Origin of the sequence: Rhodococcus sp. UYP9 (assembly GCF_040547235.1) — a bacterium.
Taxonomy (GTDB): domain Bacteria; phylum Actinomycetota; class Actinomycetes; order Mycobacteriales; family Mycobacteriaceae; genus Rhodococcoides.
This window is the reverse complement of record NZ_JBEPPH010000002.1, coordinates 208063-231495: the sequence shown is the minus strand read 5'-3', so window position 1 is coordinate 231495 and position 23433 is coordinate 208063. Positions and strand designations below refer to the sequence as shown.

The 23433-nt window shown below is 62.4% G+C and carries 23 protein-coding genes and 1 tRNA gene; 10 read left to right on the top strand and 14 right to left on the bottom strand.

The annotated features are described in order from the left end of the window. Positions 1–15: 15 nt before the first annotated feature. The 3 genes from ABIB36_RS07405 to ABIB36_RS07395 all read right to left on the bottom strand — a co-directional run bounded on the left by ABIB36_RS07405 (position 16) and on the right by ABIB36_RS07395 (position 3672). On the bottom strand, positions 16–978 hold the full coding sequence (locus ABIB36_RS07405; RefSeq protein ID WP_354559968.1) for an ABC transporter permease: 963 nt from the start codon (positions 976–978) through the stop codon (positions 16–18). Beyond that, positions 971–1897, bottom strand: coding sequence for an ABC transporter permease (locus tag ABIB36_RS07400; protein ID WP_354559970.1), 927 nt, complete (start codon positions 1895–1897; stop codon positions 971–973). Before ABIB36_RS07400 ends, ABIB36_RS07405 begins: the two co-directional genes overlap by 8 nt. Before the next feature lie 146 nt (positions 1898–2043). Next, complete coding sequence (locus ABIB36_RS07395) at positions 2044–3672, bottom strand: peptide ABC transporter substrate-binding protein (protein ID WP_354559972.1); 1629 nt, start codon at positions 3670–3672, stop codon at positions 2044–2046. A gap of 482 nt (positions 3673–4154) precedes the next feature. Here ABIB36_RS07395 and acs point away from each other — a divergent pair, with 482 nt between their 5' ends. After that, positions 4155–6101: an acetate--CoA ligase gene (gene acs, locus ABIB36_RS07390; protein ID WP_354559974.1), complete on the top strand. Its 1947-nt coding sequence runs from the start codon at positions 4155–4157 to the stop codon at positions 6099–6101. A gap of 48 nt (positions 6102–6149) precedes the next feature. On the opposite strand, the gene ABIB36_RS07385 is transcribed toward acs, so the two are convergent. Continuing rightward, the gene (locus tag ABIB36_RS07385; protein ID WP_354559976.1) at positions 6150–7517 is read right to left on the bottom strand and encodes an MFS transporter; all 1368 of its coding nucleotides are present in this window, start codon (positions 7515–7517) and stop codon (positions 6150–6152) included. 253 nt (positions 7518–7770) lie between these two features. On the opposite strand from ABIB36_RS07385, the gene ABIB36_RS07380 reads away from it, so the two are divergent. Beyond that, positions 7771–8274: a phage holin family protein gene (locus ABIB36_RS07380; protein ID WP_084345629.1), complete on the top strand. Its 504-nt coding sequence runs from the start codon at positions 7771–7773 to the stop codon at positions 8272–8274. Between the two features lie 25 nt (positions 8275–8299). Further along, on the top strand, positions 8300–9229 hold the full coding sequence (locus ABIB36_RS07375; protein WP_084345630.1) for an alpha/beta fold hydrolase: 930 nt from the start codon (positions 8300–8302) through the stop codon (positions 9227–9229). A 26-nt stretch (positions 9230–9255) separates the two neighbouring features. On the opposite strand, the gene ABIB36_RS07370 is transcribed toward ABIB36_RS07375, so the two are convergent. The 4 genes from ABIB36_RS07370 to nth are packed head-to-tail and all read right to left on the bottom strand — an operon-like array spanning position 9256 to position 12510. Next, the gene (locus tag ABIB36_RS07370) at positions 9256–10446 is read right to left on the bottom strand and encodes a MarP family serine protease (protein ID WP_084345631.1); all 1191 of its coding nucleotides are present in this window, start codon (positions 10444–10446) and stop codon (positions 9256–9258) included. Further along, positions 10443–11156, bottom strand: coding sequence for an NUDIX hydrolase (locus tag ABIB36_RS07365; protein WP_084345632.1), 714 nt, complete (start codon positions 11154–11156; stop codon positions 10443–10445). Before ABIB36_RS07365 ends, ABIB36_RS07370 begins: the two co-directional genes overlap by 4 nt. Beyond that, positions 11153–11827 carry a TlpA family protein disulfide reductase gene (locus ABIB36_RS07360; RefSeq protein WP_354559979.1) on the bottom strand — a complete coding sequence of 225 codons (675 nt, stop codon included), beginning with the start codon at positions 11825–11827 and terminating at the stop codon, positions 11153–11155. The genes ABIB36_RS07365 and ABIB36_RS07360 overlap by 4 nt, the downstream gene beginning before the upstream one ends. Further along, positions 11824–12510, bottom strand: coding sequence for an endonuclease III (nth, locus tag ABIB36_RS07355; RefSeq protein ID WP_354560221.1), 687 nt, complete (start codon positions 12508–12510; stop codon positions 11824–11826). The genes ABIB36_RS07360 and nth overlap by 4 nt, the downstream gene beginning before the upstream one ends. A gap of 161 nt (positions 12511–12671) precedes the next feature. Between nth and ABIB36_RS07350 the strand changes: the two genes are divergently transcribed. After that, a complete protein-coding gene (locus ABIB36_RS07350; RefSeq protein WP_084345634.1) occupies positions 12672–12932 on the top strand; it encodes a hypothetical protein in 261 nt (86 codons plus the stop codon). 252 nt (positions 12933–13184) lie between these two features. Next, positions 13185–13859 (top strand): Crp/Fnr family transcriptional regulator, encoded by a 675-nt coding sequence (locus ABIB36_RS07345; RefSeq protein ID WP_019662947.1) that lies wholly within the window; start codon positions 13185–13187, stop codon positions 13857–13859. Between the two features lie 10 nt (positions 13860–13869). On the opposite strand, the gene ABIB36_RS07340 is transcribed toward ABIB36_RS07345, so the two are convergent. From ABIB36_RS07340 to sp36, 3 genes are read right to left on the bottom strand one after another with little or no spacing between them, the layout of a single operon-like run. Then, positions 13870–14652, bottom strand: coding sequence for an MBL fold metallo-hydrolase (locus ABIB36_RS07340; RefSeq protein WP_084345635.1), 783 nt, complete (start codon positions 14650–14652; stop codon positions 13870–13872). Positions 14653–14707: 55 nt separating this feature from the next. Then, positions 14708–15175, bottom strand: a complete 468-nt coding sequence (locus ABIB36_RS07335; protein WP_084345636.1) for a RidA family protein — start codon at positions 15173–15175, stop codon at positions 14708–14710. A 4-nt stretch (positions 15176–15179) separates the two neighbouring features. Then, positions 15180–15347, bottom strand: a complete 168-nt coding sequence (gene sp36, locus ABIB36_RS07330) for a Sp36 family protein (RefSeq protein WP_088944003.1) — start codon at positions 15345–15347, stop codon at positions 15180–15182. Between the two features lie 137 nt (positions 15348–15484). Here sp36 and bagA point away from each other — a divergent pair, with 137 nt between their 5' ends. After that, positions 15485–16492, top strand: coding sequence for an ATPase BagA (bagA, locus tag ABIB36_RS07325; RefSeq protein WP_256895490.1), 1008 nt, complete (start codon positions 15485–15487; stop codon positions 16490–16492). Continuing rightward, positions 16489–17619 carry an ArsA family ATPase gene (gene bagB, locus ABIB36_RS07320; protein WP_084345638.1) on the top strand — a complete coding sequence of 377 codons (1131 nt, stop codon included), beginning with the start codon at positions 16489–16491 and terminating at the stop codon, positions 17617–17619. The genes bagA and bagB overlap by 4 nt, the downstream gene beginning before the upstream one ends. Before the next feature lie 23 nt (positions 17620–17642). Here the strand turns inward: bagB and ABIB36_RS07315 are convergent, their stop codons facing one another. Beyond that, on the bottom strand, positions 17643–17960 hold the full coding sequence (locus ABIB36_RS07315; protein WP_247596322.1) for a WhiB family transcriptional regulator: 318 nt from the start codon (positions 17958–17960) through the stop codon (positions 17643–17645). Positions 17961–18313: 353 nt separating this feature from the next. Here ABIB36_RS07315 and ABIB36_RS07310 point away from each other — a divergent pair, with 353 nt between their 5' ends. Beyond that, positions 18314–20680 carry a penicillin-binding protein gene (locus tag ABIB36_RS07310; RefSeq protein ID WP_084345640.1) on the top strand — a complete coding sequence of 789 codons (2367 nt, stop codon included), beginning with the start codon at positions 18314–18316 and terminating at the stop codon, positions 20678–20680. Between the two features lie 70 nt (positions 20681–20750). Here ABIB36_RS07310 and ABIB36_RS07305 read toward each other — a convergent pair whose 3' ends face one another. Continuing rightward, positions 20751–21215 (bottom strand): GatB/YqeY domain-containing protein, encoded by a 465-nt coding sequence (locus ABIB36_RS07305; protein ID WP_084345641.1) that lies wholly within the window; start codon positions 21213–21215, stop codon positions 20751–20753. A 62-nt stretch (positions 21216–21277) separates the two neighbouring features. Between ABIB36_RS07305 and ABIB36_RS07300 the strand changes: the two genes are divergently transcribed. Continuing rightward, the gene (locus tag ABIB36_RS07300) at positions 21278–22303 is read left to right on the top strand and encodes a metallophosphoesterase (protein ID WP_502944893.1); all 1026 of its coding nucleotides are present in this window, start codon (positions 21278–21280) and stop codon (positions 22301–22303) included. 18 nt (positions 22304–22321) lie between these two features. Beyond that, positions 22322–22395 (top strand) — tRNA-Pro (locus tag ABIB36_RS07295). A 65-nt stretch (positions 22396–22460) separates the two neighbouring features. On the opposite strand, the gene ABIB36_RS07290 is transcribed toward ABIB36_RS07295, so the two are convergent. Beyond that, positions 22461–23432, bottom strand: coding sequence for an LLM class F420-dependent oxidoreductase (locus tag ABIB36_RS07290; protein WP_354559984.1), 972 nt, complete (start codon positions 23430–23432; stop codon positions 22461–22463). Position 23433: the final 1 nt, after the last annotated feature.

Here is a 23433-nt window from a genome sequence, read left to right as displayed (position 1 = left end):
CTCCTTCGTGTTCGCTCATCGCTTCCGAGCCTTGGGATCGAGGGCGTCGCGCAGTGCATCGCCCATCATGATGAAGCCCAACACTGTGATCGCCAGCGCGGCAGCGGGATAGAACAGAATCGTCGATCCCTGACGAAGGGTGACCTGGGCTGCACTGATGTCGCCACCCCAGGACACTTCGGTCGGCGGTAGACCGATACCGAGGAACGACAGGGTGGCCTCGGCGACGATGAAGGTACCGAGCGAGATCGTCGTGATGACGATGATCGGCGCCATCGAGTTCGGCAGGACATGCCGAATCAAGGTGCGCACCTTCGATACCCCGAGCGCACGAGATGCCATGACGTAATCGTTTCCTTTGGCCGACAGCACCGCTCCACGAGTGATACGAGCCATCTGCGGCCAGCCGAACAACGCCAGTACCACGATGACGGTGAAGATCGTCCGGTCGGTGAACAACTGCATGAGCACGATCGCGGCGAGGATGAGCGGGACACCGAAGAAGATGTCGGTCAACCGTGACAGCAGGGAGTCGGCCCAGCCACCGTAGAAGCCCGCGAAGGCACCGAAGAGAACTCCGACCACGACCACCAGGAACGTGACGCCTACTCCGGTGACCACCGATGCTCGCGCGCCGAAGATGACTCGGGAGTAGATGTCGCAGCCCTGACGGTCGAAGCCGAAGATGTGACCGGATCCGGGGCCCTGCATGCTGAACGCCAGGTCACAGTAGCGTGGATCGGTATCGGTGAACAGGCTCGGGAGCGCTGCGACCAAGATGACGACGAAGATGATGAAGGCCGAGACGATGAAGATCGGGCGCTTCCGCAGGCTGTGCCAAGCGTCCTTCCAGATACTCGTAGGAGCCTCGTCGATGTTCACGACGTCGGTCTGGCTGACGTCGACTACTTCGTCGGATTCCACGAAGCGTGCTTGACGGACCTCACGTCCGCCTTGGGGTGTAATCGTCTCAGGCATAGCGGATCCTTGGGTCGAGCGCGGCGTACAGGAGGTCGACGACGAGATTCGCGATGAGGTAGACCACGATCAGGACGGTCACGAACGAGACGACCGTGGGCGCCTCGCCCCTGATGACGGCCTGGTAGATGGTGCCACCGACGCCGTTGATGTTGAAGATGCCCTCGGTGATGATCGCGCCGCCCATGAGTGCAGCAAGATCGGCACCGAGGAATGTCACGACGGGAATCAACGAGTTGCGTAGCACGTGGACGTTGACGACCCGCCTGCGTGAAAGGCCCTTGGCTGTCGCTGTTCTGACGAAGTCGGCGCTCAGGTTCTCTGCCACCGAGGTACGGGTCAGCCGGACCACGTAGGCGAACGACACCGAACCGAGGACGAACGCCGGCAGCAGCAGGTTTTTGAAACTCGTGTTGCCACCGACGGTGGGAGGCACGATTCCCCATTTGATCCCGATGAAGAACTGTGCAAGGAAGCCGATGACGAAGATCGGGACGGCGATGATGACGAGGCTGACGAGGAGGACCGAGCTGTCGAACAGCTTGCCCTTACGCAGACCGGCGATGAGACCGAAGCCGACACCGAAGACACCTTCGATCACGAGTGCCATGGCGGCAAGTTTCGCGGTGATCGGGAACGCCTGCAGCAGAACCTCGCTGACCGGTCGACCCGAGAACGACATACCGAAGTCGAAGGTGAAGATGCCCTTGAGGTAGAGCAGATACTGCACGATGAAGGGTTGGTCGAGATTGTAGCGCGCGCGCAGCTGGTCGGCCACCGCGGGGCTGATCGCCTTGTCTCCGGCGAGCGCAGCAATCGGGTCCCCCGGGAGCAGGAAGACCATTGCGTAGATCAGGAATGTGGCCCCGATGAAAACGGGGACCATCTGAAGTAATCGGCGTCCGATGTACCAGAGCACCGGATCACCTCCTTAGGAGGAAGGTGGACGTCACAGCGGAATTCAGCGTGGGCGTCGTACGAGGCGAGCAAGGCAAGCAGCCGAGCAGGGCAGTAGGCAACAGGCCTACTGCCCTGCTCGGCTGAATCAAGAGCCGTGAGAAAAGATCAGTTCTTCTCGATCTGGTTGTAGATCGGGATTCCGTCCCAACCGATCTTGACGTTGGTGACATTCTCCGACCAGCCACTGGCTGCGTTGCGGTACCAGGTCGGTACTGCAGGCAGATCGTTCAGGAGGACTTCCTGTGCCTGGTTGATCAGGTCCTGCGCCTTGTCCTTGTCGGTCTCGCCTGCCGACTCACGCAGCAGACGATCGAACTCGGGGTTGGAGTACTCGCCGTCGTTGGAGCTGCCACCGGTCTGGTAGTTCTGGGCAAGGAAGCCGTACTGCTGCGGGTAGTCACCCTGCCAGCCCGAACGGAACGCCGTCGGGATGGTGCGGTTGGTGGCTTCGGTCCGCAGCTGCGCGAACGTCGGGTAGGGAGCACCCTGTGCCTCGATACCGAGCGTGTTGCGGATGCTGTTGCTGACTGCGTCGACCCATTCCTGGTGTCCGCCATCGGAGTTGTAAGCGATGGCGAAGCTACCGGACCACGGTGCGATGGCGTCGGCCTGTGCCCACAGTGCCTTGGCACCGTCCTTGTCGTACTCGACGTTGTCCACGTCGCTGAGATCCCCGGTCCAGCCTTCGATGGCGGGGCTGGTGAAATCTTTTGCAGGCGTGCGGGTGTTGTTGAAGATCTGCTTGGTGATCTGATCGCGATCGATCGCCTTGGAGATCGCCTGACGACGCAGCACACCCTCTTCGCCACCGAAGTGCGGCAGACGGCCGGGGATGGTGAAGGTTTCGATGCTTGCGGACGGCTGATTGACCGTACGGCCGGGCAGATCCGACTCGAAGGTCGTCACCGCACTGGAAGGAACGTTGTCGAGGACGTCGACGTTGTTCGACAGCAGATCCGTGTACGCGGTGTCGAGGTTGCTGTAGAGCATGAAGTTGATGCCGCCGTTGGCGGGCTTGCGATTCCCGTCGTAGTCCGGGTTGGTCACCAGATCGATGCGGACGTTGTGCTGCCACGCGCCTTCGGCGGCGAACATGTACGGTCCGTTGCCGATCGGGTTCTCCCCGAACGCTGCCATGTCGGCGTAGGCGACCTCGGGCAGCGGGTAGTACGCGGCGAATCCGAGACGATCGGGGAACGCTGCCTCGGGCTGCTTGAGCTCGATGGTGAACGTCTTGTCGTCGACGACCTTCAGCCCGGACATCGTCTGGACCGTCGGGTTCTCGGCAGCGACCTCGTCGTAGCCGAGAATCGGGTCGAAGAACGACCCCTGCAGCTGTGCATTGGTGGACAACGCGCCGAAGTTCCAGGCGTCGACGAAGGACTTCGCTGTCACCGGCGTGCCGTCGGTGAACTTCCAGCCGTCCTTCAGCGTCACGGTGTAGTTCTGGCCGTCGGCGGAATCGATCGAGTCGGCGACCTCGTTCTCGATACCGCCCTCGGGGGTGTACGAAACCAGCCCGGCGAAGATCGAGTCCACGACTCGGCCACCGGTGTTTTCACTCGTATTGGTGGGAACCAGCGGATTCTGCGGCTCACCACTCCACGCGTTGATGATTGCAGCGCCGTCACCGGACCCACCGCCGCTGGTCGAATCACTCGATGAGCACGCCGTCACCAGCGCCGCTCCCACGACCACTGCTACTGCAGCCGTCGCGATGCGTGTTCTGCGCAAGACAAATCCTCCATCTTTGGTTTGACCACGGTGTCAGCCGTGGTCGACCCCGGGGCGTCACGCCCACGGGGGTATGTGGGGCGACCGCCGGCCACAGCTCGATGAGCCGAAGCAACGATCCAATGGTTGAAACTTTAGACACACCCTGAAACGAACCTGTGAACTCCCCCGGAAACAGCAGACCCTCGCACAGGCTCGCAACATGTTCGAAACGATTCGGCAACTGAATTCCCACGAGGTGAGAGCGATCTCCCGCCAACCTCTCCGATCATGCAGTGTGCGGTACCGCCCACCGCTCGAAACCTACCGATCACCGCAGATCAGAGGGTTGCAGGCAGATGCAACGATGCGACAGCGCTCACATGTGACTACCCTCACAAGGGCTCGCGCGGAGGCTGCAGAGCGACTGTTCAGCTCGTTCGTGATGGCATCAGTAGCTGCCCGAGCGCGAAGAGAACCACGACGAAAGAGAGCCATTCGAGATGACGATCAGTACCTCCGGTGACCACGACACTGCCGCCGAGGAGACCTACCCGCCGTCTGCAGAATTCGCCGCGCAGGCGAACGCCACAGCAGATCTCTACGACGTCGCCGCCAAGGACCGCCTCGCATTTTGGGCCGAGCAGGCACGTCGACTGCACTGGCACACCCCGTTCACCGAGGTGCTCGACTGGTCCGACGCGCCCGTCGCCAAATGGTTCGCCGACGGAGAGCTCAACGTCGCCTACAACTGCGTCGACCGCCACGTCCTCGACGGCCACGGCGAGCAGGTTGCGATTCACTGGGAGGGCGAACCCGGTGACAGCCGCGACCTCACCTACGCCGACCTTCTCGCGGAGGTCAGTCAGGCGGCCAACACCCTGACCGACCTCGGACTGGTCTCCGGCGACCGCGTCGCCATCTACATGCCGATGGTCCCCGAAGCCATCATCTCGATCCTCGCCTGCGCACGCCTGGGCCTGATGCATTCCGTCGTCTTCGCCGGCTACTCCGCCACGGCACTGCGTTCACGCATCGACGACGCCGAAGCCAAACTCGTCATCACCACGGACGGGCAGTGGCGACGCGGTAAGCCCGCGCCGATCAAGGACACCGTCGACACCGCCGTCGACGGCGCGAAATCAGTCGAACACGTATTGGTCGTCAAGCGGACCGACTCCGAGGTCGCCTGGACCGAAGGACGCGACATCTGGTGGCACGAGAGCGTCGCTGAGGCATCGAAAGAGCATGAGGCTCAGCCGTTCCCGGCCGAGCACCCACTGTTCATTCTCTACACCTCCGGCACGACCGGTAAGCCGAAGGGCATCGTGCACACTTCCGGCGGCTACCTGACTCAGACCTCGTACACGCACCACAATGTGTTCGACCACAAGCCAGGCAAGGATGTCTATTGGTGCACCGCCGACGTCGGTTGGGTCACCGGCCACTCGTACATCGTCTACGGTCCGCTCTCGAACCGCGCGACGCAGGTCGTGTACGAGGGAACACCGAATTCCCCTGACGAGCACCGGCATTGGACTGTCATCGAGAAGTACAAGGTGTCGATCTATTACACCTCGCCCACCCTCGTGCGCACATTCATGAAGTGGGGCAAGGAGATTCCCGAGGCCCACGATCTGACGTCGATCCGGCTGCTCGGCTCCGTCGGCGAACCGATCAACCCGGAGGCGTGGCGTTGGTTCCGCGACGTCGTCGGTGGCGGAACGGCACCCATCGTCGACACCTGGTGGCAGACCGAAACCGGCGCGATCATGATTTCGCCGTTGCCCGGCGTGACGTCGACCAAGCCCGGTTCGGCGATGGCTCCGCTTCCAGGGATCTCCGCCAAGATCGTCGACGACGACGCAAAGCCACTGGGCAAGGGCGGAAACGGATATCTGATCCTCGACGAGCCGTGGCCGGCGATGCTCCGCGGCATCTGGGGTGACATGGAGCGATACAAGGACACGTACTGGTCCCGTTACGCCGAAGAAGGTTGGTACTTCGCGGGCGACGGCGCCAAGTACGACGAGGACGGCGCACTATGGGTCCTCGGACGCGTCGACGACGTCATGAACGTCTCCGGCCACCGGATCTCCACCTCCGAGGTGGAATCAGCGCTCGTGAGCCATCACGGTGTCGCCGAGGCTGCAGTCGTCGGTGCCGCCGACGAGACCACCGGTCAAGGCATCGTCGCGTTCGTGATCCTACGCGCAGGAATCGAGAATACCGGTGACGAACTGATCGCGGAGCTCAAAGCTCAGGTGTCGAAAGAGATTTCACCGATCGCTCGCCCTCGCGAGATCTCGATCGTTCCCGAACTCCCGAAGACTCGCTCCGGCAAGATCATGCGACGCCTGCTGCGTGATGTCGCCGAGGGCCGCGAACTCGGTGACGTATCGACTCTCGTCGATCCGAAGGTCTTCGATTCGATCAAGAAGGGTCGCTAGCGACCGGTGACTGGGCATCATCCCTCTAGGGATGATGCCCACTCACGTCTAGTCCGTCAGTGACTGATCGCGGGTTTCCTTCATGAGGATCAACGCGATCAACGTCAGAACCGCGGCGACCGCCAGGTAGACCCCGACCCATCCGACGCCGTAGCTGCTCACCAGCCAGGTCGCGATGAACGGCGCCACTGCCGCACCGAGGATCGACGCCGTGTTGTACGAGATTCCCGATCCCGTGTATCGCACGTTGGTCGGGAAGAGTTCGGGCAGAACGGCACTCATCGGACCGAAGGTAAGACCCATCAATCCGAGTCCGATGCACATGAACACGAGCATCCGACCGGCCGTCGCACTTTCCGGTGCGGCGAACCAGTGGAATGACAGACCGAACAGAATGATCGCGGCCGTGATGACGATGAGGGTCGGGCGTCGACCGTATTTGTCGGCGAGCAAACCTGCCACCGGAATCAGTGCGGCGAAGAAGAGCACTGCGATCAGCTGAAGCTCGAGGAAGTCGGTGTACGCGATGGTGATCTTCGGGCCACCGGCGTCGGAGACCTTGCCGGTGCCGTAGCTGACCACCCACGTCGTCATGATGTAGAAGAGCGTGTAGGTGGCGAGCATGATGAACGTGCCGAGGATCAGCTGGCGCCAGCTCGTACGGAAGACCTGGGCGAGCGGAGTCTTTACCTTCTGCCCACGCGCGACAGCCAGCTTGAACACCGGCGTCTCTTCCAATTTGAGTCGCACGTACAGACCGATGATGACGATGACGGCGCTCAGCAGGAACGGCACACGCCATCCCCACGTGAGGAATGCGTGATCCGTTGCGGAGTTGGCGGAGTCGTAGCCGGTGATGACGACCAACAGCAGGAAGATGCCGTTGGCGAAGAAGAAACCGATGGGTGCCCCCAACTGCGGATACATCGCGGCCCAGGCGCGCTTGCCGGGCTTGGCTGTTTCGGTCGCGAGCAGCGCTGCGCCGCTCCACTCGCCGCCGAGTCCGACACCCTGCGTGAACCGCATGATCGCGAGCAGTGCGGGCGCCCACAGTCCTGCTGCCGCATAGGTGGGCAGCAATCCGATCGCGAAGGTCGCCACCCCCATCGTCAGCAGTGAACCGACGAGCGTCGCTTTGCGCCCGATGCGGTCGCCGAAATGGCCGAACAAAACGGAGCCGATGGGGCGTGCAACGAAAGCGAGTCCGAACGTCGCGAACGACGCCAGCAGCGCCGTCGTCTCGTTCCCCGCGGGGAAGAACAGCTTGGGGAAGACCAATACTGCGGCAGTCGCGTAGATGTAGAAGTCGAAGAATTCGATCGACGTGCCGACCATGGATGCGACGACGATGCGAGACCGTGGTACCTCCGGGGCAGCAGCGGTGCCGTCACTTGGGACGGCCGAGGTAGTGCTCACGGTTAGGACTCCTGAAGAGGGGGGTATGTAGAACGCAAATTACCTGATGAAAACCTGAGAATTACAGGTGACGCCCGGATGCACCGCCGAAGCATTCACCGTTAATCTGAGAGCGCCATCACAGGGCTCGCTGCGACTGTGAGGCAGAGTGCGTCGGGTCGGCACTAGTGTTATCCGAAGAAAGCAGTCGAGACGGCGTCGCAAGACGACATCTTGGAACCAATCAGCACCAGCAAGTGGAGGGGTCGAGAAGTTGAGCGTGACCAATCGCGGTAATGGCAATGCTTATCCGGACGGGGTGCCGAACACGATTTCGTCCATTCCACTGACGGAGGTAGACCACCGCGCACCGGGTACCGGCAGCATCGGGAACCTTGTCAAGGATGCGACGACGCAGGTGTCGACGCTGGTCCGCGCCGAGGTCGCACTGGCCAAGGCCGAGGTCACGGGCGAGATCAAGAAGGGGCTACAAGGCAGCCTCTTTTTCATCCTGGCTCTCGCTGTCGTCGTCTTCAGCGCATTTTTCTTCTTCTTCTTCTTGGCCGAGACGCTCGACATCTGGTTGCCGCGATGGGCCGCCTTCCTCATCGTCTTCGTTTTCATGCTGCTCGTGGCCGCCCTGCTCGGGTTCCTCGGGTATCGGCGCGTCAAGAAGCTCCGTAAGCCGGAGAAGACGATCGAGTCGCTCAAGCAGGCCTCGACCGTCCTGCCGCACCAGCACGAGTCGACACCGGCAATTCCCGGGTACAAGCAATAGCGACGTCGGTAGCGGGGCAAGAAGAATGAACCGGCCTGATCCGTCCACTGTCCGTTTCGCCGGTCCGTGGACACACCGCGACATTCATGCCAATGGCATCCGGTTCCACGTCGTCGAGACCGATGACGCGCCAGCCGATGCCCCGCTGGTAGTTCTACTGCACGGCTTCGCAGATTTCTGGTGGTCGTGGCGTCACCAATTGACCTCGCTGACCGAGGCGGGTTTCCGCGCTGTCGCTGTCGACCTCCGTGGATACGGAGACACCGACAAGCCACCGCGTGGATACGACGGGTGGACGCTGGCCGGCGACGTCGTCGGCTTGATCCGAGCGCTGGGGTACGGCGAAGCAACTCTCGTCGGGCACGCCGATGGCGGTCTGGTGTGCTGGGCCACTGCCGCGCTGCATCCACGAATGGTCCGATCGATCGGTTTGGTCGGGTCGCCGCACCCCATCGCGTTGCGCCAGGCAGTCCTGCGCAACAAGGCCCAACGAGCTGCACTGCTCCCGCAGTTCTTGCGATACCAGGTGCCGCTGGTGCCCGAACGCACGCTGACCAAACACAATGGCGCCGCCGTCGAGCAACTCCTCCGAGCGCGGGCGGGGGCCGGCTGGCGGGACTCGGACGAGTTCGTCGACACAGCGAAGCAGATGCGCTCGGCGATGCGCATTCCAGGCGCGGCACATTGCGCCTTGGAGTACCAACGGTGGGCATTTCGAAGTCAGTTTCGTTCCGACGGTCGAAAGTTCATGCAGGCCATGGACACCCGGTTGCGCATTCCGGTACTCCAGATCAGAGGCGAACTCGATCCGTACGTGCTACCTCGATCGGTAGCCACCGAGGGTCGCTGGGCCCCAGATCAGCGCTTACATACTGTGCTCGGGGCCGGTCATTACGCGCACCAGGAAGCTCCTGCCGAAGTCACCGCACACTTGCTGGCCTTGTTGGCGCTCTAGGTTCGACGCGTCTCCCGCACCCGAACCTAGAGAATGCAGTTGCCAGTTCCGACTGCGACCGGGCTCACGAGGCTCTGCTCGAGCTCGTCGGATACTTCGGGTGCGGTGAGTACGAATCCGGTGTCGGGATCGTCGACGGCGGCACCGAAGACCAGACCTAGAACCTGCCCGTCTTCCGCGACGAGCGGGCCACCCGAATTGCCCTGCCGCACGCTGCCTCGCACGGTGTAGACCTGGCGTTGAACCGTTCCGGTTCGGTAGATGTCCGGGCCCTTCAAGTTCAGGGTTTCTCGGATGCGGGCGGGACTTGCCGTGTACGGTCCGCCGCCCGGATATCCCAGAACCAGTGCACTGTCTCCGGTGACGGCCGGGTCGGGCGCGAAGTTCAATACCGGAGCACGAAGACCGGGTACCCGCAGGATCGCCACATCTTCCTGGGGATCGAAGAGCACGACCTCGGCGTCGAACACCGTGCCCACCGAGTCGACGGTGACGCCTTCGGTGCCGGCGACAACATGCGCATTGGTCATCACGAGCTCGGGGGCTACGACGAATCCGGAGCCCTCCAATGCCTTCTGGCAACTTGGGGCCAGGCCGCTGATCTTGAGAACGCTGGCATGCAGTTGGTTCGCCAGAGGGTTCGCCAACAGCGCTTGATCCGGCTCGGCAACTTCCGCTACCGGGGTCTGCCCGAATGGGCCGATGACATCGGGAAGTCCCGAGGTGTCGAGCAGTGCCGAGAATTCCTTGGGTACTTCACGAAGCCACTGTGGGGCCACTTCGTCGACCTTGCCCAGCACCTTCGAGCCGCGAACCGCCCCGGCAACCTCGGGCTGCGAAGACGACGTCAACGGAATAGCGAGCAACCACGCTGCAGCGAGGACGGCCATGGCTTGCAGGCCGGCGCCGACGACACTGTCGATCGATCGAGCGCCACGTGAATGTATTCCGCTGCGCAGCGCTCGGCCGAGCACCATGCCCGACACTTCGCCGACGATCACCAACACGACGATCAGCGCGATTCCGACGAATACTCGCATCCGAGCGCCGTCGACGTGCAACAGAACATGCGGCGCGATCAGAATTCCCGCGACGGCACCGAGTACGACACCGAGAAATGCCAACGCCGACGCCACTGCACCCTGTCGCCATCCCGACATCGCTGCCAGCAACGCCACCGCGAGAACGACGAGGTCTACCCAGCCGGACCCGCTCACTGATCGAGCCCCGCCCCTACAGCTGCCAAGCTGGCCTCCAGATCACGAATGTCGCCGGTGTCCCACTCGGTCTCCCAGCCGGACACTGCGAGCAGGCCCGCCAGAATACCGCCTGTGAATCCCCACACCAGCATTCCGTCGACGGCGAAGGCCGGACCCTGATAGCCCGCCGGGTGCCGGACCTGGAAACGGTTGTCTGGATCCAGTAGTGCTCGGATCGGCACCCGAACGACTCGGGCGGACTCGCCGGTGTCGACAACTCGGACGTCGCTGGGCCTTCGCCAGTACGCAAGGACTGGGACTACGTCGAATCTCGACGGCGGCACATAGATGCCCGGCATCGTCGCGAGCGGTTGCACACCTGCAGGATCCAAACCGGTCTCTTCCTCGGCTTCACGCAGAGCTGTTGCGACCGGAGATACGTCCCCGGGGTCCGTGGCGCCACCGGGGAACGCGATCTGTCCGCTGTGCTGGCGCAGCGTCGACGCTCGCTGGGTCAGCAGCACATCGGCGTCGGCGGGAAGTCCGCCTCGCGCGGTGTGGTCCGGCTCGGGCGAGCCACCGAACAGTACGAGGACCGATGCCGGACGCGTCGACTCACCGGCGGCGGCAGTGCGCTGCAGTACCGGGTTGATGCCTGTCGTATCCAGCAAGCCTCGTTCACCGCCGACCGCCTCGACGACACTGCGAAGCCAGGACGGGGCGCTCATCGTGCGAGTCCGAGATCGTTCTCGACTGCATCTGCTATCTCTTCGACACTTCGAAACGGTTGCGGCAGCACCTTGGCGACATTGCCATCCGCGTCGATCAGAATCGATACCGGGAGGACGGGCGGCGCGCCGACGGCGGCTGCTATGCGGCCGGCTTCGTCCTGGACACCGGGCAGCGATACACCGTAGTCGGCGAGCTTGGCGAGGCCGTTGCCTTCGTTGCGGTCCTGGTGAACGGTGAGGACGGTCAGTCGGTCGGCCACAGTATCTGCGTACTGCTGAAGATAAGGGAGTTCCTCCGCGCACGGTCCACACCAGTACGCCCACAGATTGATCAAGGCGGGCTTACCTGCCAGTGCCTGGCCTACGTCGATACTGCTGCCGTCGCCGACACACCCGAGCACGATCCCCGTCAACGGGCCTGTCGGTGCGGGAGCTCCTGGATCTGGAGTAGGGCACGGCTCCAGCTGCGCCCGCTCCCGCAACGAGGCGAGCCCCTCGGTGGAATCGACAGAACCGCCCGGGGAGCCCGCGGTAGGCCCTTGGCCAGTCGCGAGGCCACCGACCGGCGGTTGCAGACCGGGGTTCGTATCGCGCGGCCACAGGGCATAGATCATCCCGACGACGACGATCAGTGCTACCAGTGACCAGCGCAGTGCGGACTTGTTCACGGTGTGATTCCGGCGAGCGCGAGGAGATGTTCGGTCTCCGGCCCCTTGACCAGAGCGGCCGCCTGCGTCTTGTCCACCGGACCGATTCCGTAGGACGGGCAGTCCTTGGCCAGAATGCACACCCCGCACGCAGGCTTCCGGGCGTGACATACGCGGCGTCCATGAAAGATCACGCGGTGTGAGAGCAGTGTCCATTCCTTGCGCTCGATGAGTTCGCCGACGGCATGCTCGATCTTGACCGGGTCTTCCAAGTCGGTCCATTGCCAGCGTCGAACGAGTCGAGCGAAGTGGGTATCGACGGTGATGCCGGGAACGTCGAATGCATTTCCTAGGACCACATTGGCGGTCTTACGGCCGATGCCGGGCAGCGTCACCAGGTCCTTCAGGTTGGCTGGAACTTCCCCGTCGAACCGCTCGAGAAGAGCCGCTCCGAGACCGATCAGTGAGTTCGTCTTGTTGCGGTAGAAACCGGTTGTGCGGATGTACTCCTCCAGTTCCGTTCTGTCCGCTTCGGCGTAGTCCCGCGCAGTGCGATATCTCACGAATAAAGCAGGCGTGACGAGATTGACGCGCTTGTCGGTGCACTGGGCCGACAAGATCGTAGCGACGGCCAGTTCGAGGGAGGTGGTGAAGTCGAGTTCGCAGTAGACATGCGGGAACGCCCTCCCCAGCTCCCGATTCATGCGGCGGGCGCGTCTGACGAGCCCAAGTCTTGTCTCTTCGCGTTTACGCACGTCGAAGGCCTTCGAGGCTGTCGAATCCACTCCACAACTGTACGGACAAGAATCGGCATCTTATCCGCACTGTGTTCTTATCGAGACTTTTTCGGTGTTAACTTCCCCGTATGCAAGGACTCGCCGTGGTGCTTTTTCCAGTACTCCTGATGCTCTTCTCGCTCGCTATGGAGCGAGTCGAAGGCAAACTGAGCAAGCTGGCGGTTCGTGAGCACGACGTCGAGGAGTTTCTCGATCAGGCCAGTAGTTCCGAGGTGGCAACGCTCGCCAACGACGGCTTCCCCAACGCTCTCGCGAAGCTCAACAACCGCAAGAGCCGCCCCCATGTTGCGAAGGACTCCGAGGCACTGCTGGACCAGCGCGCCAGTTGAGCGGTCCGTAACGCCCGACATGCCCGTTTCGAGATGAAGATCCGGTGAACTACCCCGGGTCCGTAGATTCTCCTCGACGGTTCCGTGGCGCCGATCACTCGATATCGGACTCGGCGAAGTAGACTTCACCGAGATTCTTGTCATGTTCGATTATTGGTGTGGCGTTGCCGGCCTTCGGGTAGGCAACCCGCGCCGTTTGAAACGCTTGTCGATCCGGGAAACTGAATCGACGACATCCCAAAAGGAGCGCAAGTGGACGACGTCCTGGCACGGGCCGGCATCTTCCAAGGAGTCGAGCCCTCTGCGGTAGCAGCGCTGACCAAGCAGCTGCAGCCGGTCGATTTCCCCCGAGGACATGTGGTCTTCAACGAGGGTGAGCCGGGTGATCGGCTGTACATCATCGTTTCCGGCAAGATCAAGCTCGGCCGCCGCTCCCCCGACGGTCGCGAAAACCTGCTGACCATCATGGGTCCGTCGGACATGTTCGGTGAGCTCTCGATCTTCGACCCGGGCCCACGTACGTCCACGGCAACCACGGTCACCGAAGTTCGTGCCGTCAGCATGGACCGCGACGCCCTGAAAGCGTGGATCGATCAGCGTCCGGAGATTGCCGAGCAGCTTCTTCGCGTGCTGGCCCGCCGACTCCGCCGCACCAACAACAACCTCGCGGACCTCATCTTCACCGATGTGCCCGGACGCGTCGCCAAAGCACTGCTGCAGCTCGCTCAGCGATTCGGAACCCAGGAAGCCGGGTCACTCCGCGTCACCCACGACCTGACGCAGGAAGAGATCGCCCAGCTCGTCGGCGCCTCACGTGAGACCGTCAACAAGGCACTGGCCGATTTCGCGCACCGCGGATGGCTGCGCCTCGAAGGCAAGAGCGTGCTGATCTCGGACTCCGAGCGCCTCGCTCGCCGGGCACGCTAGAAATTCAGAGCTAGTTCTCGCGTAGGTACGCCAGCTGTGTTTTGACCGACATGCGGGCGGCAGGCCACAGCTTTTTGTCCACGTCCGAGTAGACGTGCTTGACCACCTGCATCGGCTTCGCATCGGCACCAAGTTCGTGCAGTGCTGCACGAACTTGGGCCAGCCGATCGAGTCGGTGCTTTCGGTAGAACCGCACTACCTCGGGGAAGTCGGCGATCTCGGCGCCGTGCCCTGGCAGCGCGACCTTGCCCTCGCCTATTTCTTCGAGGCGGTCGAGCGAGTCCAGGTAGTCGGCGAGGGTGCCGTCTTTCGGATCCAGCACCGTAGTTCCGCGTCCCAGAATGGTGTCACCGGTCAGGACGGCGTCATCGAGGACGAAGCACAACGAATCGGCTGTGTGCCCCGGCGTCGCCAGTACCGAGATGGACAGGCCGGCCGCGACGATCACCTCTCCGTCGGTCAACGGTGAGGTGTCGCCATGGACGTACTTGGACTCGAAGGCTCGGATCGGCGCGCCACTCTTGCGGTGAAACCTCTTCAGCCCTGCGGTGTGGTCCCGATGCCGATGCGTGACAAGCGCGAGAACCACGTTGCCCACCCCGGCAACCGCGTCGAGATGCTCGGAGTCCTTCGGACCGGGGTCGACGACGACGCAGTCCTGGCTGCCAGGGGCGCGGAGGATCCACGTATTGGTGCCATCGAGCGTCATCTTGCCCGGATTGTCGGCGAGTAACACAGCAGCTGTGTCGGTCACCTGTCGTAGCTTTCCGTAGGCAGGGTGAGCAAGGGTCATAGACGTACCTTAGGACGAAGAGAGAAATGGCACGAGGATCTTTACCTCGCGGCGCTCAGGCCTCGGGGGTGAGTTCCACGATGAGCTCGACCTCGACTGCTGCACCCAAAGGCAATTCGGCTACACCGACCGCGGAGCGCGCATGCACGCCTGCATCTCCGAATATTTCACCGAGCAGATTCGACGCCCCGTTCATCACCGGAGGTTGACCGGTGAAACCGGTAGCCGACGCAACGAAGCCGACAACTTTGACTATGCGCTCGATGCGATCGATCCCGACGAGCGAGTGGATCGCGGCCAGCGCGTTGAGTGCGCACGTCCGCGCTGCTGCTGCGGCTTCCTCCGGAGAGACCTCCGCACCGACCTTGCCGGTGCAGGTCAACTTGCCGTCGACCATCGGCAACTGGCCGGAGGTGTAGACGTACATTCCCGTCCGAACCGCCGGCGTGTATGCCGCCAACGGCGGGACGACGGCGGGCAGTTCGATGCCCAGTTCGGCCAGTCGCGCGGACCAGTCGGCCATACCGTCAGGCCTTCGGGCGCTTGAAGTAGGCCACGAGCGAGTCCCCGCCATTGGGGCCCGACATGATGGTCACGAGCTCCCAGCCCTCGGAACCGTAGTTGTCCAGAATCTGCTTCGTGGCGTGAATCAGAACCGGTGCGGTGAAGTACTCCCAGATAATCTTTTCGCTCATACCGACAAGCCTAGTCGGCATCGAGGATGCACCGGCGTCCCATCCGTCCTGGATCACGGACCAGATCAAGACCGGAGATGGTGAGCTCGTGCCGTGTTCCCGGGAGGCAATGGGCGATTCGTCTATATGGTCGTGATGTGGGTACCTCTAGTTTGTCAGTTTGGCCGGACAAGGCCGCAGCCGCTCGCTTGCATTTCGTGTCCGGCAAAGGCGGAACCGGTAAGTCGACGGTGGCCGCCGCTCTCGCACTTTCGCTCGCAGCGGGCGGTCGACGCGTACTGCTGGTGGAGGTCGAGGGCAGGCAGGGCATCGCGCAACTCTTCGACGTGCCGCCGCTGCCGCCCGTCGAGACCCGCGTGGCTTCGGCAGAGGGTGGCGGTGAGGTCTTCGCGCTCGCTATCGACATCGAAACTGCATTTCTCGAATACCTCGATATGTTCTACAACCTCGGCTTCGCCGGCCGAGCGATGCGCAAGATCGGTGCCATAGAGTTCGCGACGACCATCGCACCCGGCCTACGTGACGTTCTCCTCACCGGCAAGGTGAAGGAGTGCGTCGTCAGAACGGACAGGGCCGGAAACCGCGCGTACGACGAGGTCGTCGTCGACTCACCGCCGACCGGGCGCATCGGCAATTTTCTCGACGTGACCAAGGCGATGGCGGATTTGGCCAAGGGTGGGCCGGTCCGTTCGCAGAGCGAAGGTGTTGTCCGCCTGCTGCATTCGTCAGAGACCGTCGTCCATCTCGTGACACTGCTCGAGGCTCTTCCGGTGCAGGAAACTGCCGACGCAGTCCGGGAACTCGAGGCCGCAGATCTGAGACTGGGAACCGTCATCGTCAACCGTACGGAGCCGACCTTTCTTCCTTCGGACGCACTCGCGGACGCAGCCGAGGGCGTCATCGACGCCGAGCTGATCCAGCAGGGACTCAAACGGGCTGCAATAGCATTGTCCGACAGTGACTTTGCCGGTCTTCTCACGGAAACGATCGAACATGCTTCGACACTTGCTGCGCAGGTGGAGAGCGGAAGCCAACTCGACGAGCTGGACACGGCGCGAATGCATCTGCCGATGCTCGGCGGGGGAATCGACCTCGGCGGACTGTACGAACTAGCAGCCAAGCTCACAGAACAGGGTGTCAAATGAGTTCTTCCGCAACGGATGTCCTCGACGTCTCCAGAATTCTCCTCGAGGACTCCTCACGCATCGTGGTGGTGTGTGGCGCCGGCGGTGTGGGCAAGACGACCACGGCAGCAGCGATGGCCCTTCGCGCGGCCGAGCAGGGCAGGAAGGTCGTGGTACTCACCATCGATCCAGCCAAAAGACTCGCACAGGCTCTCGGTGTCGGCGAACTGGACAACACCCCGCAGCCGGTGAAACTCGCGGCGGGCGCCACGGGCGAACTGCACGCGATGATGCTGAATATGCGTCGAACGTTCGACGAGATGGTCATCGAGCACTCGACTCCGGAAAAAGCGGAACAAGTGTTGGCCAACCCCTTCTATCAAACTGTCGCATCCTCGTTCTCCGGCACGCAGGAGTACATGGCGATGGAGAAACTGGGGCAGCTCGCGGCCGATTCCACATGGGATCTCATCGTCGTCGACACTCCGCCGTCACGTAACGCTCTCGACTTCCTCGACGCCCCACAGCGCCTCGGATCATTCTTGGACGGTCGATTCATCCGCCTACTGATGGCACCCGGTCGAGGTTTGACGAGGATCGTCACCAGTGCGATGGGTTTGGCGTTGAGAGGAGTCTCGACAGTCATCGGGAGCCAGATGCTCAACGATGCGTCGGCATTCGTTCAATCACTGGATTCGATGTTCGGCGGGTTCAGGGAACGCGCGACTCTCACTTACCAACTATTGCGGGAGAGCGGGACGAGCTTCGTCGTCGTCGCCGTGGCCGAGCCCGACGCGTTGCGTGAGGCTGCGTTCTTCGTGGATCGCCTCAGTAGCGAGGGCATGCCGTTGGCGGGGCTGATCCTCAACCGAACCCATCCGACCCTGTCGGCGTTGCCTGCCGACCATGCCGCCACGGCCGCTGATCAGCTGGACGAAGACGACGATGCCTCGGCCGTTCTGACCGCTGCAGTGCTACGGATCCACGCGGCTCGCGCGGTGACTGCCACGCGCGAGCTTCGTCTGCTGCGCCGCTTCACAGCGGCTCATCCCCGGGTCCCTATCGTCGGGGTCCCGTCACTGCCCTTCGAAGTCTCGGACTTACATGCCCTACGCGCTGTGGCCGACCAACTCACCGGCACCGCATAGCGCAGAACACGACGTCAGCCGCTTCAGATGGCTGCTTGTGTCTGTCGTTGACTTTCGAAGAACTCGGACCACGAGTCGACCTCGGGATGCTGCTTGAGCAGCGCGCGTCGTTGACGCTCCGTCATTCCACCCCACACCCCGAACTCGACGCGGTTGTCCAGCGCATCCGCGCCGCACTGCATCAATACCGGGCAGTGCCTGCAGATCGTTGCGGCCTTGCGCTGCGCTGCACCCCTCACGAAGAGCTGGTCCGGGTCCATGCCCGAGCACCTTGCCTGCGCCACCCACGCAATACGCGCTTCGGCTTCTTCCACATCGAGCCGCGTCGGCGCTGCTGTCATGTTCATGTGCGGATCCCCTTTGCAGTTCGAACATCCTTGCTGGACGTTCCACAAGCTCTTTCGACCTCGAACTTCACCTCGAAGCACATCGACCTAAGAGCTGCCCCACATTCATATACAAGTGTTATGTGAATCACACCGTGCTCATAATTTAGGTAAAACCAGCCGTGAACGCAAGACGGACAGGGCAACTTTCTGGTACGGCCGTCTCTACCTGCGGCTGAGCAAATTCTCGAGGTACCTCGGCAGGGATCGAAGCTCGAGAAGGGACGCAAGTCGCGCGCGCAGATCCGTGTCCACTGGGAGAGACGCCGTCGTCCACGTACGCTGTGCCTGTGTCAGTTGGAAAAACCGTGGCGAAGCTCGCCGGATGTTCAGCCCTTGCGGGTGCGTTGTTGGCCGGCGTCATGTTTCCGCTGGCAGGCGGGTTCGGATACGCATCCAACCGCGCGGCCGATACCGTCGACAATGTTTCGGCCGAATTAGTCGAGGGATCCGTCCCTGCGGTCTCGACGATGGTCGACAGTGCAGGCAACCCCATTGCGTGGTTGTACGAGCAGCGAAGATTCGAAGTGCCGAGCGAGAAGATCTCGAACGAGATGAAGCTCGCCATCGTCTCGATCGAGGACAAGCGGTTCGCCGAACACAAGGGCGTCGACTGGCAGGGCACGCTCCGCGCGTTTCTGACCAACACCACCAGCGGTCAGGTCGAGCAGGGTGCGTCGACACTGGATCAGCAGTACGTCAAGAACTATCACCTGCTCGTCGTTGCCAAGACCGACGCCGAGCGTCGGGCAGCTATCGAGACGACGCCTGCCCGCAAGATCCGCGAGATCCGGATGGCGCTCACCCTCGACAAAGAGCTGACCAAGGACGAGATCCTCACCCGCTATCTGAACCTCGTCCCGTTCGGTAACTCGTCGTTCGGGATTCAGGACGCCGCACAGACATATTTCGGCATCGACGCCAGCAAGCTCGACGCCAAGCAGTCGGCCATGCTCGCGGGCATGGTGCAGTCGAGTTCGGCACTCAATCCGTATACCAACGAGCAAGGCGTCCTCGAGCGGCGCAACACCGTCCTGGACACGATGATCCAGAACATCCCCGAACGCGCCACGGAATTCCAGGCAGCGAGGGCCGAGCCGCTCGGTGTACTCCCCGAACCGCAAATCCTGCCCCGCGGGTGCATTGCTGCCGGCGACCGCGGGTTCTTCTGCGACTACGCGCTCCAATACCTAGCCAATGCAGGTATCAGCCGAGAGCAGATCGACCAGGGTGGATATCTGATCAAGACCACCCTCGATCCCGCCGTCCAGAACTCGACCAAAGCCTCGCTGGTAGCCAATACCAGACCGACACTCGACGGCGTCGCGACCGTCATGAACGTCATCGCACCCGGCCAGGATGCCCATCGCGTCCTGGCAATGGGCAGCAGCCGTACGTACGGTCTCGATTCCGGCGCGGACGAGACGGTGCAGCCGCAGCCGTACTCGCTCGTCGGACACGGCGCAGGATCCATTTTCAAGGTGTTCACCACGGCCGCCGCGATGGAGCGCGGCCTCGGTACCAGCGCAACCTTGCAGGTCCCCAGACGGGCCGAGGTCCGAGGCATGGGCGACGGCGGCGCAAAGGGTTGCCCTGCCAACACGTATTGCGTGGAGAACGTCGGCGACTACCCCGCGTCGCTCTCGGTTCCCGATGCACTGGCGAAATCTCCGAACACGGCGTTCGTGAAGTTGATCGAGTCCGTCGGAGTGACGCCGACGGTGGACATGGCTGTGCGCCTCGGCCTTCGGTCCTACGCTGCACCGAACACTTCCGGTTTCGACGAGCGGAGTATGGCCGACTTCCAGAAGGACCAGAATCTCGGCTCTTTCACGCTCGGGCCCACCTGGGTCAATCCGCTCGAGTTGTCGAATGTGGCAGCTACCCTCGCGTCTTCGGGCAAGTGGTGCCCGCCGACACCGATCGATTCGGTGTTCGACCGTAAGGGCAAGCAAGTACCGGTGACGCAGCAGGCATGCGAGCAGGTTGTCGAGCCTGGCTTGGCCAACACCTTGTCCAATGCGATGAGCAAGGACGACCAGCCCGGTGGCACGTCCGCATCCGCTGCAGGATCGGTTGGTTGGAACTTGCCGATGTCCGGCAAGACGGGCACGACCGAGTCGCACATGTCCTCGGGGTTCCTCGGCTACACCAATAATTACGCCGCCGCGGTGTACACCTACGGAGACTCCCCGAGCCCCGGCGAAATCTGCTCGTTCCCGTTGCGCCCGTGTGGCGACGGCAACTTGTACGGCGGCAACGAGCCGGCTCGTACCTGGTACGAGGCCGTCAATCCAGTCGCCAACAACTTCGGTCCGGTCTCGCTGCCTGCCGTCGATCAGAAATACGTTCGTGGATCCGCCAATGGTCAGGTTCCTGACGTGACCGGCTCCACCCAGTCGTCCGCGACCGCGACCCTGCAGGCGGCAGGTTTTCAGGTCACCGTGGTGAGCACGTCCGACGCTGCAGCACGAGGAACGGTCACCGGAATGTCCCCCTCGGGGTCGGCTATCCCCGGTGCGATGATCACGATCTACGTGAGCGATGGATCCGTTCGACAGGCACCACCGGCTCCGTCGCTTCCAGCACTACCGGAGCTTCCCAACATCCAGATTCCGGCAATACCGCCCAACCTTCCGATTCCGGCCATCCCCGGCGTCACGGTGCCGCGCTAGGACGCAATCGATCCGCACGAGGTACACCTACGCGGTGGGTGGACCTCGTGCGGATTGCCGGAGTTCGAACTTACAAGCGGTCCTTGACAGCCTTGGAGATCCGAGTGCCGTCGGCCTTGCCCTTGGCGAGTTCGGTCGCGACCTTCATGACCTGACCCATCTGCCGAATCCCGGGACGCTCACCCAATTGCTCGGCAACCTGGGCAAGTGCGGTATCCGCGATATCGGCCAGTTCGGCGTCGGTCAATGGCGTCGGCAGGTATTCGTCGATGATCTGTGCCTCGGCATGTTCGGTAGCCGCTAACTCACCTCGGCCGTTCTGGGTGTAGATCTCTGCGGACTCACCGCGCTTCTTCGACTCCTTGGCAAGAATCTTGATTACCTGGTCGTCGGTGAGATCGTGGGCTTGTTTGCCGGATACTTCCTCTGTTTGGATCGCGGCGAGGAGCATGCGGATGGTCGCGGTTCGAAGCTTGTCTCTGGCCTTCATGGAGGTGGTCAGGTCGGTTCGCAGCTGGGACTTCAGTTCGGACATGTATCAGAACGCTACGCGGGCAGTGCCCTGGCCCGCACGTCGATTGCACCACCTGACGTATCGTGGAAGACGTGTCCGTGAAAATCACTACATCGGCCCGACTCCTCGCAGCAGCAGAACGTACTCGCGCCGCTGCCTCGGAGGCCCCCATCAGAAGCGCAGCGATTGCGACGGCGGGCGCGGCGGCACTGGGTATCGGATATGCGACCCTCATCGAACGTAATGCGTTCACTTTGCGGGAAACGTCGATGGCGGTCCTGGAACCTGGTTCGTCTTCGCTTCGGGTGTTGCACATCAGCGATCTACACATGATGCCCGGCCAGCGTTCGAAGCAGAATTGGCTCCGCGAACTCGACAGCCTGGAACCGGACCTGGTGGTCAATACCGGTGACAACCTGTCGCATCCACGCTCGGTTCCTGCCGTCGTTCAAGCTCTCGGTCCCTTGCTGTCTCGGCCGGGACTGTTCGTCTTCGGCAGCAACGACTACTTTGCGCCGAAGCCGAAGAATCCACTCCTGTACTTCAAGAAAGATCGCAAGAAGGTACTCGGCGAAGCACTGCCGTGGCGTGATCTGCGGGCGGCCTTCTCCGAACGCGGTTGGCACGACGTGACGCATGTGCGCCGAGAACTCGAAGTTGCGGGCGTACGTATCGCCTCGGCCGGTGTCGACGATCCTCATCTCGAGCGAGACAGGTACGACACCATCGCCGGCCAGCCGAATCCCCTCGCAGACCTTCGGTTGGGAATCACGCACTCCCCCGAGCCACGCGTGCTGGATCGTTTCGCCGACGACGGATACGACTTGATCCTTGCCGGACACACTCACGGCGGTCAGGTCTGCCTGCCGTTCTACGGTGCTCTCGTCACCAACTGCGAGCTCGATCGCTCTCGCGTGAAGGGTCCGTCGAAGTGGGGCGCACATACCCAGCTGCATGTCTCGGCGGGCGTCGGCACGTCTCCCTATGCGCCGGCCCGGTTCTGCTGCCGGCCCGAAGCGACACTGTTGACGCTGACCCCGGCCCCGCGTCAGGGTCCTCGCGAAGGATCGGACGAGGGCGTTTCGCGTTCTGAGGCAGTCGTAAGCTAGACTCTCCGAGGCGGTACACGGGGTGTGGCGCAGCTTGGTAGCGCGCTTCGTTCGGGACGAAGAGGTCGTGGGTTCGAATCCCGCCACCCCGACAAAGTATCGATGAATTGCAAAAGTCCTGGCCTTTCCACAAGGCCAGGACTTTTGCGTTCTCGACTCAGTTCGCAGCGGCGCGCAACTTCTCCAACAGCGGACCTGCGGCCTCTTCGAGGAATCGTTCCTGGGTTTCGTCGCCTACCTGCACGAGTGCGATGTCGGTGAAACCAGCCTCCCAGTACGGCTTGACGGACTCGACGATCGCATCGAGGTCCGGTCCACAAGGAATTGTTTCGGCTACATCTTCCTTGCGGACGAATTGCGTCGCTCCAGCGAACCCGGCCGTCGTCGGGAGGTCCGCGTTGACGGCCCAGCCGCCTGCGAACCAACGAAAGCGGTCGTGCGCGCGGTCGATTGCAGCGTTCTTGTCCGGATCCCAAGAGATCGGGATTTGACCGATGGTGCGCGAGCGCCCGGAGTGCTTCTCCGTCCATTGCTTCACCAGGTCGCCATTGGGTTCGACGGCGATCAAATGGTCACCGTACGGAGCGAATCTCTCGATGGACTTTTCTCCCGAAACCGCGATTCCGATCGGGATGCCGTCGTCGGGCATATCCCAAATCTTGGCGGAATCGACGCGAAAGTGCTTGCCCTCGTAGGTGATCAGCTCGCCTGTATGAAGTTGCGCGATGATCTCCAACGCTTCGACGAACATGTCCTGACGTTTGTCGATCGATGGCCATCCCTCACCGACGACGTGCTCGTTGAGGTTCTCCCCGCTGCCGAGTCCGAGCGTGAACCTGCCGTCGGCGAGTATCTGCATGGTCGCGGCTTTCTGCGCGACGACGGCAGGGTGGTAACGAATGATCGGGCACGTCACGTAGGTCATGAGCTCGACGCGCTCGGTCGCGTGCGCGACGGCGCCGAGTGTGGTCCAGACATAAGGCGCGTGCCCCATGGAGGACAGCCAGGGTGAATAGTGGTCGCTGGCAACCTCGAAGTCGAAACCGACTTTCTCGGCGCCGACCGCATACTTCACGAGTTCTTTGGGGCCGCTCTGCTCGGTCATCAATGTGTAGCCGAAGTTGGTCATC

Excerpts from the sequence above, each read along its gene's own strand:
- ABIB36_RS07340 (WP_084345635.1), bottom strand. The coding sequence starts at position 14,652 with ATGACCCTTGCTCACCCTGCCTACGGAAAGCTACGACAGGTGACCGAC.
- sp36 (WP_088944003.1), bottom strand. The coding sequence starts at position 15,347 with ATGAGCGAAAAGATTATCTGGGAGTACTTCACCGCACCGGTTCTGATT.
- ABIB36_RS07290 (WP_354559984.1), bottom strand. The coding sequence starts at position 23,432 with ATGACCAACTTCGGCTACACATTGATGACCGAGCAGAGCGGCCCCAAA.
- ABIB36_RS07405 (WP_354559968.1), bottom strand. The coding sequence starts at position 978 with ATGCCTGAGACGATTACACCCCAAGGCGGACGTGAGGTCCGTCAAGCA.
- ABIB36_RS07365 (WP_084345632.1), bottom strand. The coding sequence starts at position 11,156 with ATGAGCGCCCCGTCCTGGCTTCGCAGTGTCGTCGAGGCGGTCGGCGGT.
- nth (WP_354560221.1), bottom strand. The coding sequence starts at position 12,510 with ATGAATCGGGAGCTGGGGAGGGCGTTCCCGCATGTCTACTGCGAACTC.
- ABIB36_RS07350 (WP_084345634.1), top strand. The coding sequence starts at position 12,672 with ATGCAAGGACTCGCCGTGGTGCTTTTTCCAGTACTCCTGATGCTCTTC.
- bagB (WP_084345638.1), top strand. The coding sequence starts at position 16,489 with ATGAGTTCTTCCGCAACGGATGTCCTCGACGTCTCCAGAATTCTCCTC.
- ABIB36_RS07305 (WP_084345641.1), bottom strand. The coding sequence starts at position 21,215 with ATGTCCGAACTGAAGTCCCAGCTGCGAACCGACCTGACCACCTCCATG.
- ABIB36_RS07375 (WP_084345630.1), top strand. The coding sequence starts at position 8,300 with ATGAACCGGCCTGATCCGTCCACTGTCCGTTTCGCCGGTCCGTGGACA.
- ABIB36_RS07315 (WP_247596322.1), bottom strand. The coding sequence starts at position 17,960 with ATGACAGCAGCGCCGACGCGGCTCGATGTGGAAGAAGCCGAAGCGCGT.
- acs (WP_354559974.1), top strand. The coding sequence starts at position 4,155 with ATGACGATCAGTACCTCCGGTGACCACGACACTGCCGCCGAGGAGACC.
- ABIB36_RS07335 (WP_084345636.1), bottom strand. The coding sequence starts at position 15,175 with ATGGCCGACTGGTCCGCGCGACTGGCCGAACTGGGCATCGAACTGCCC.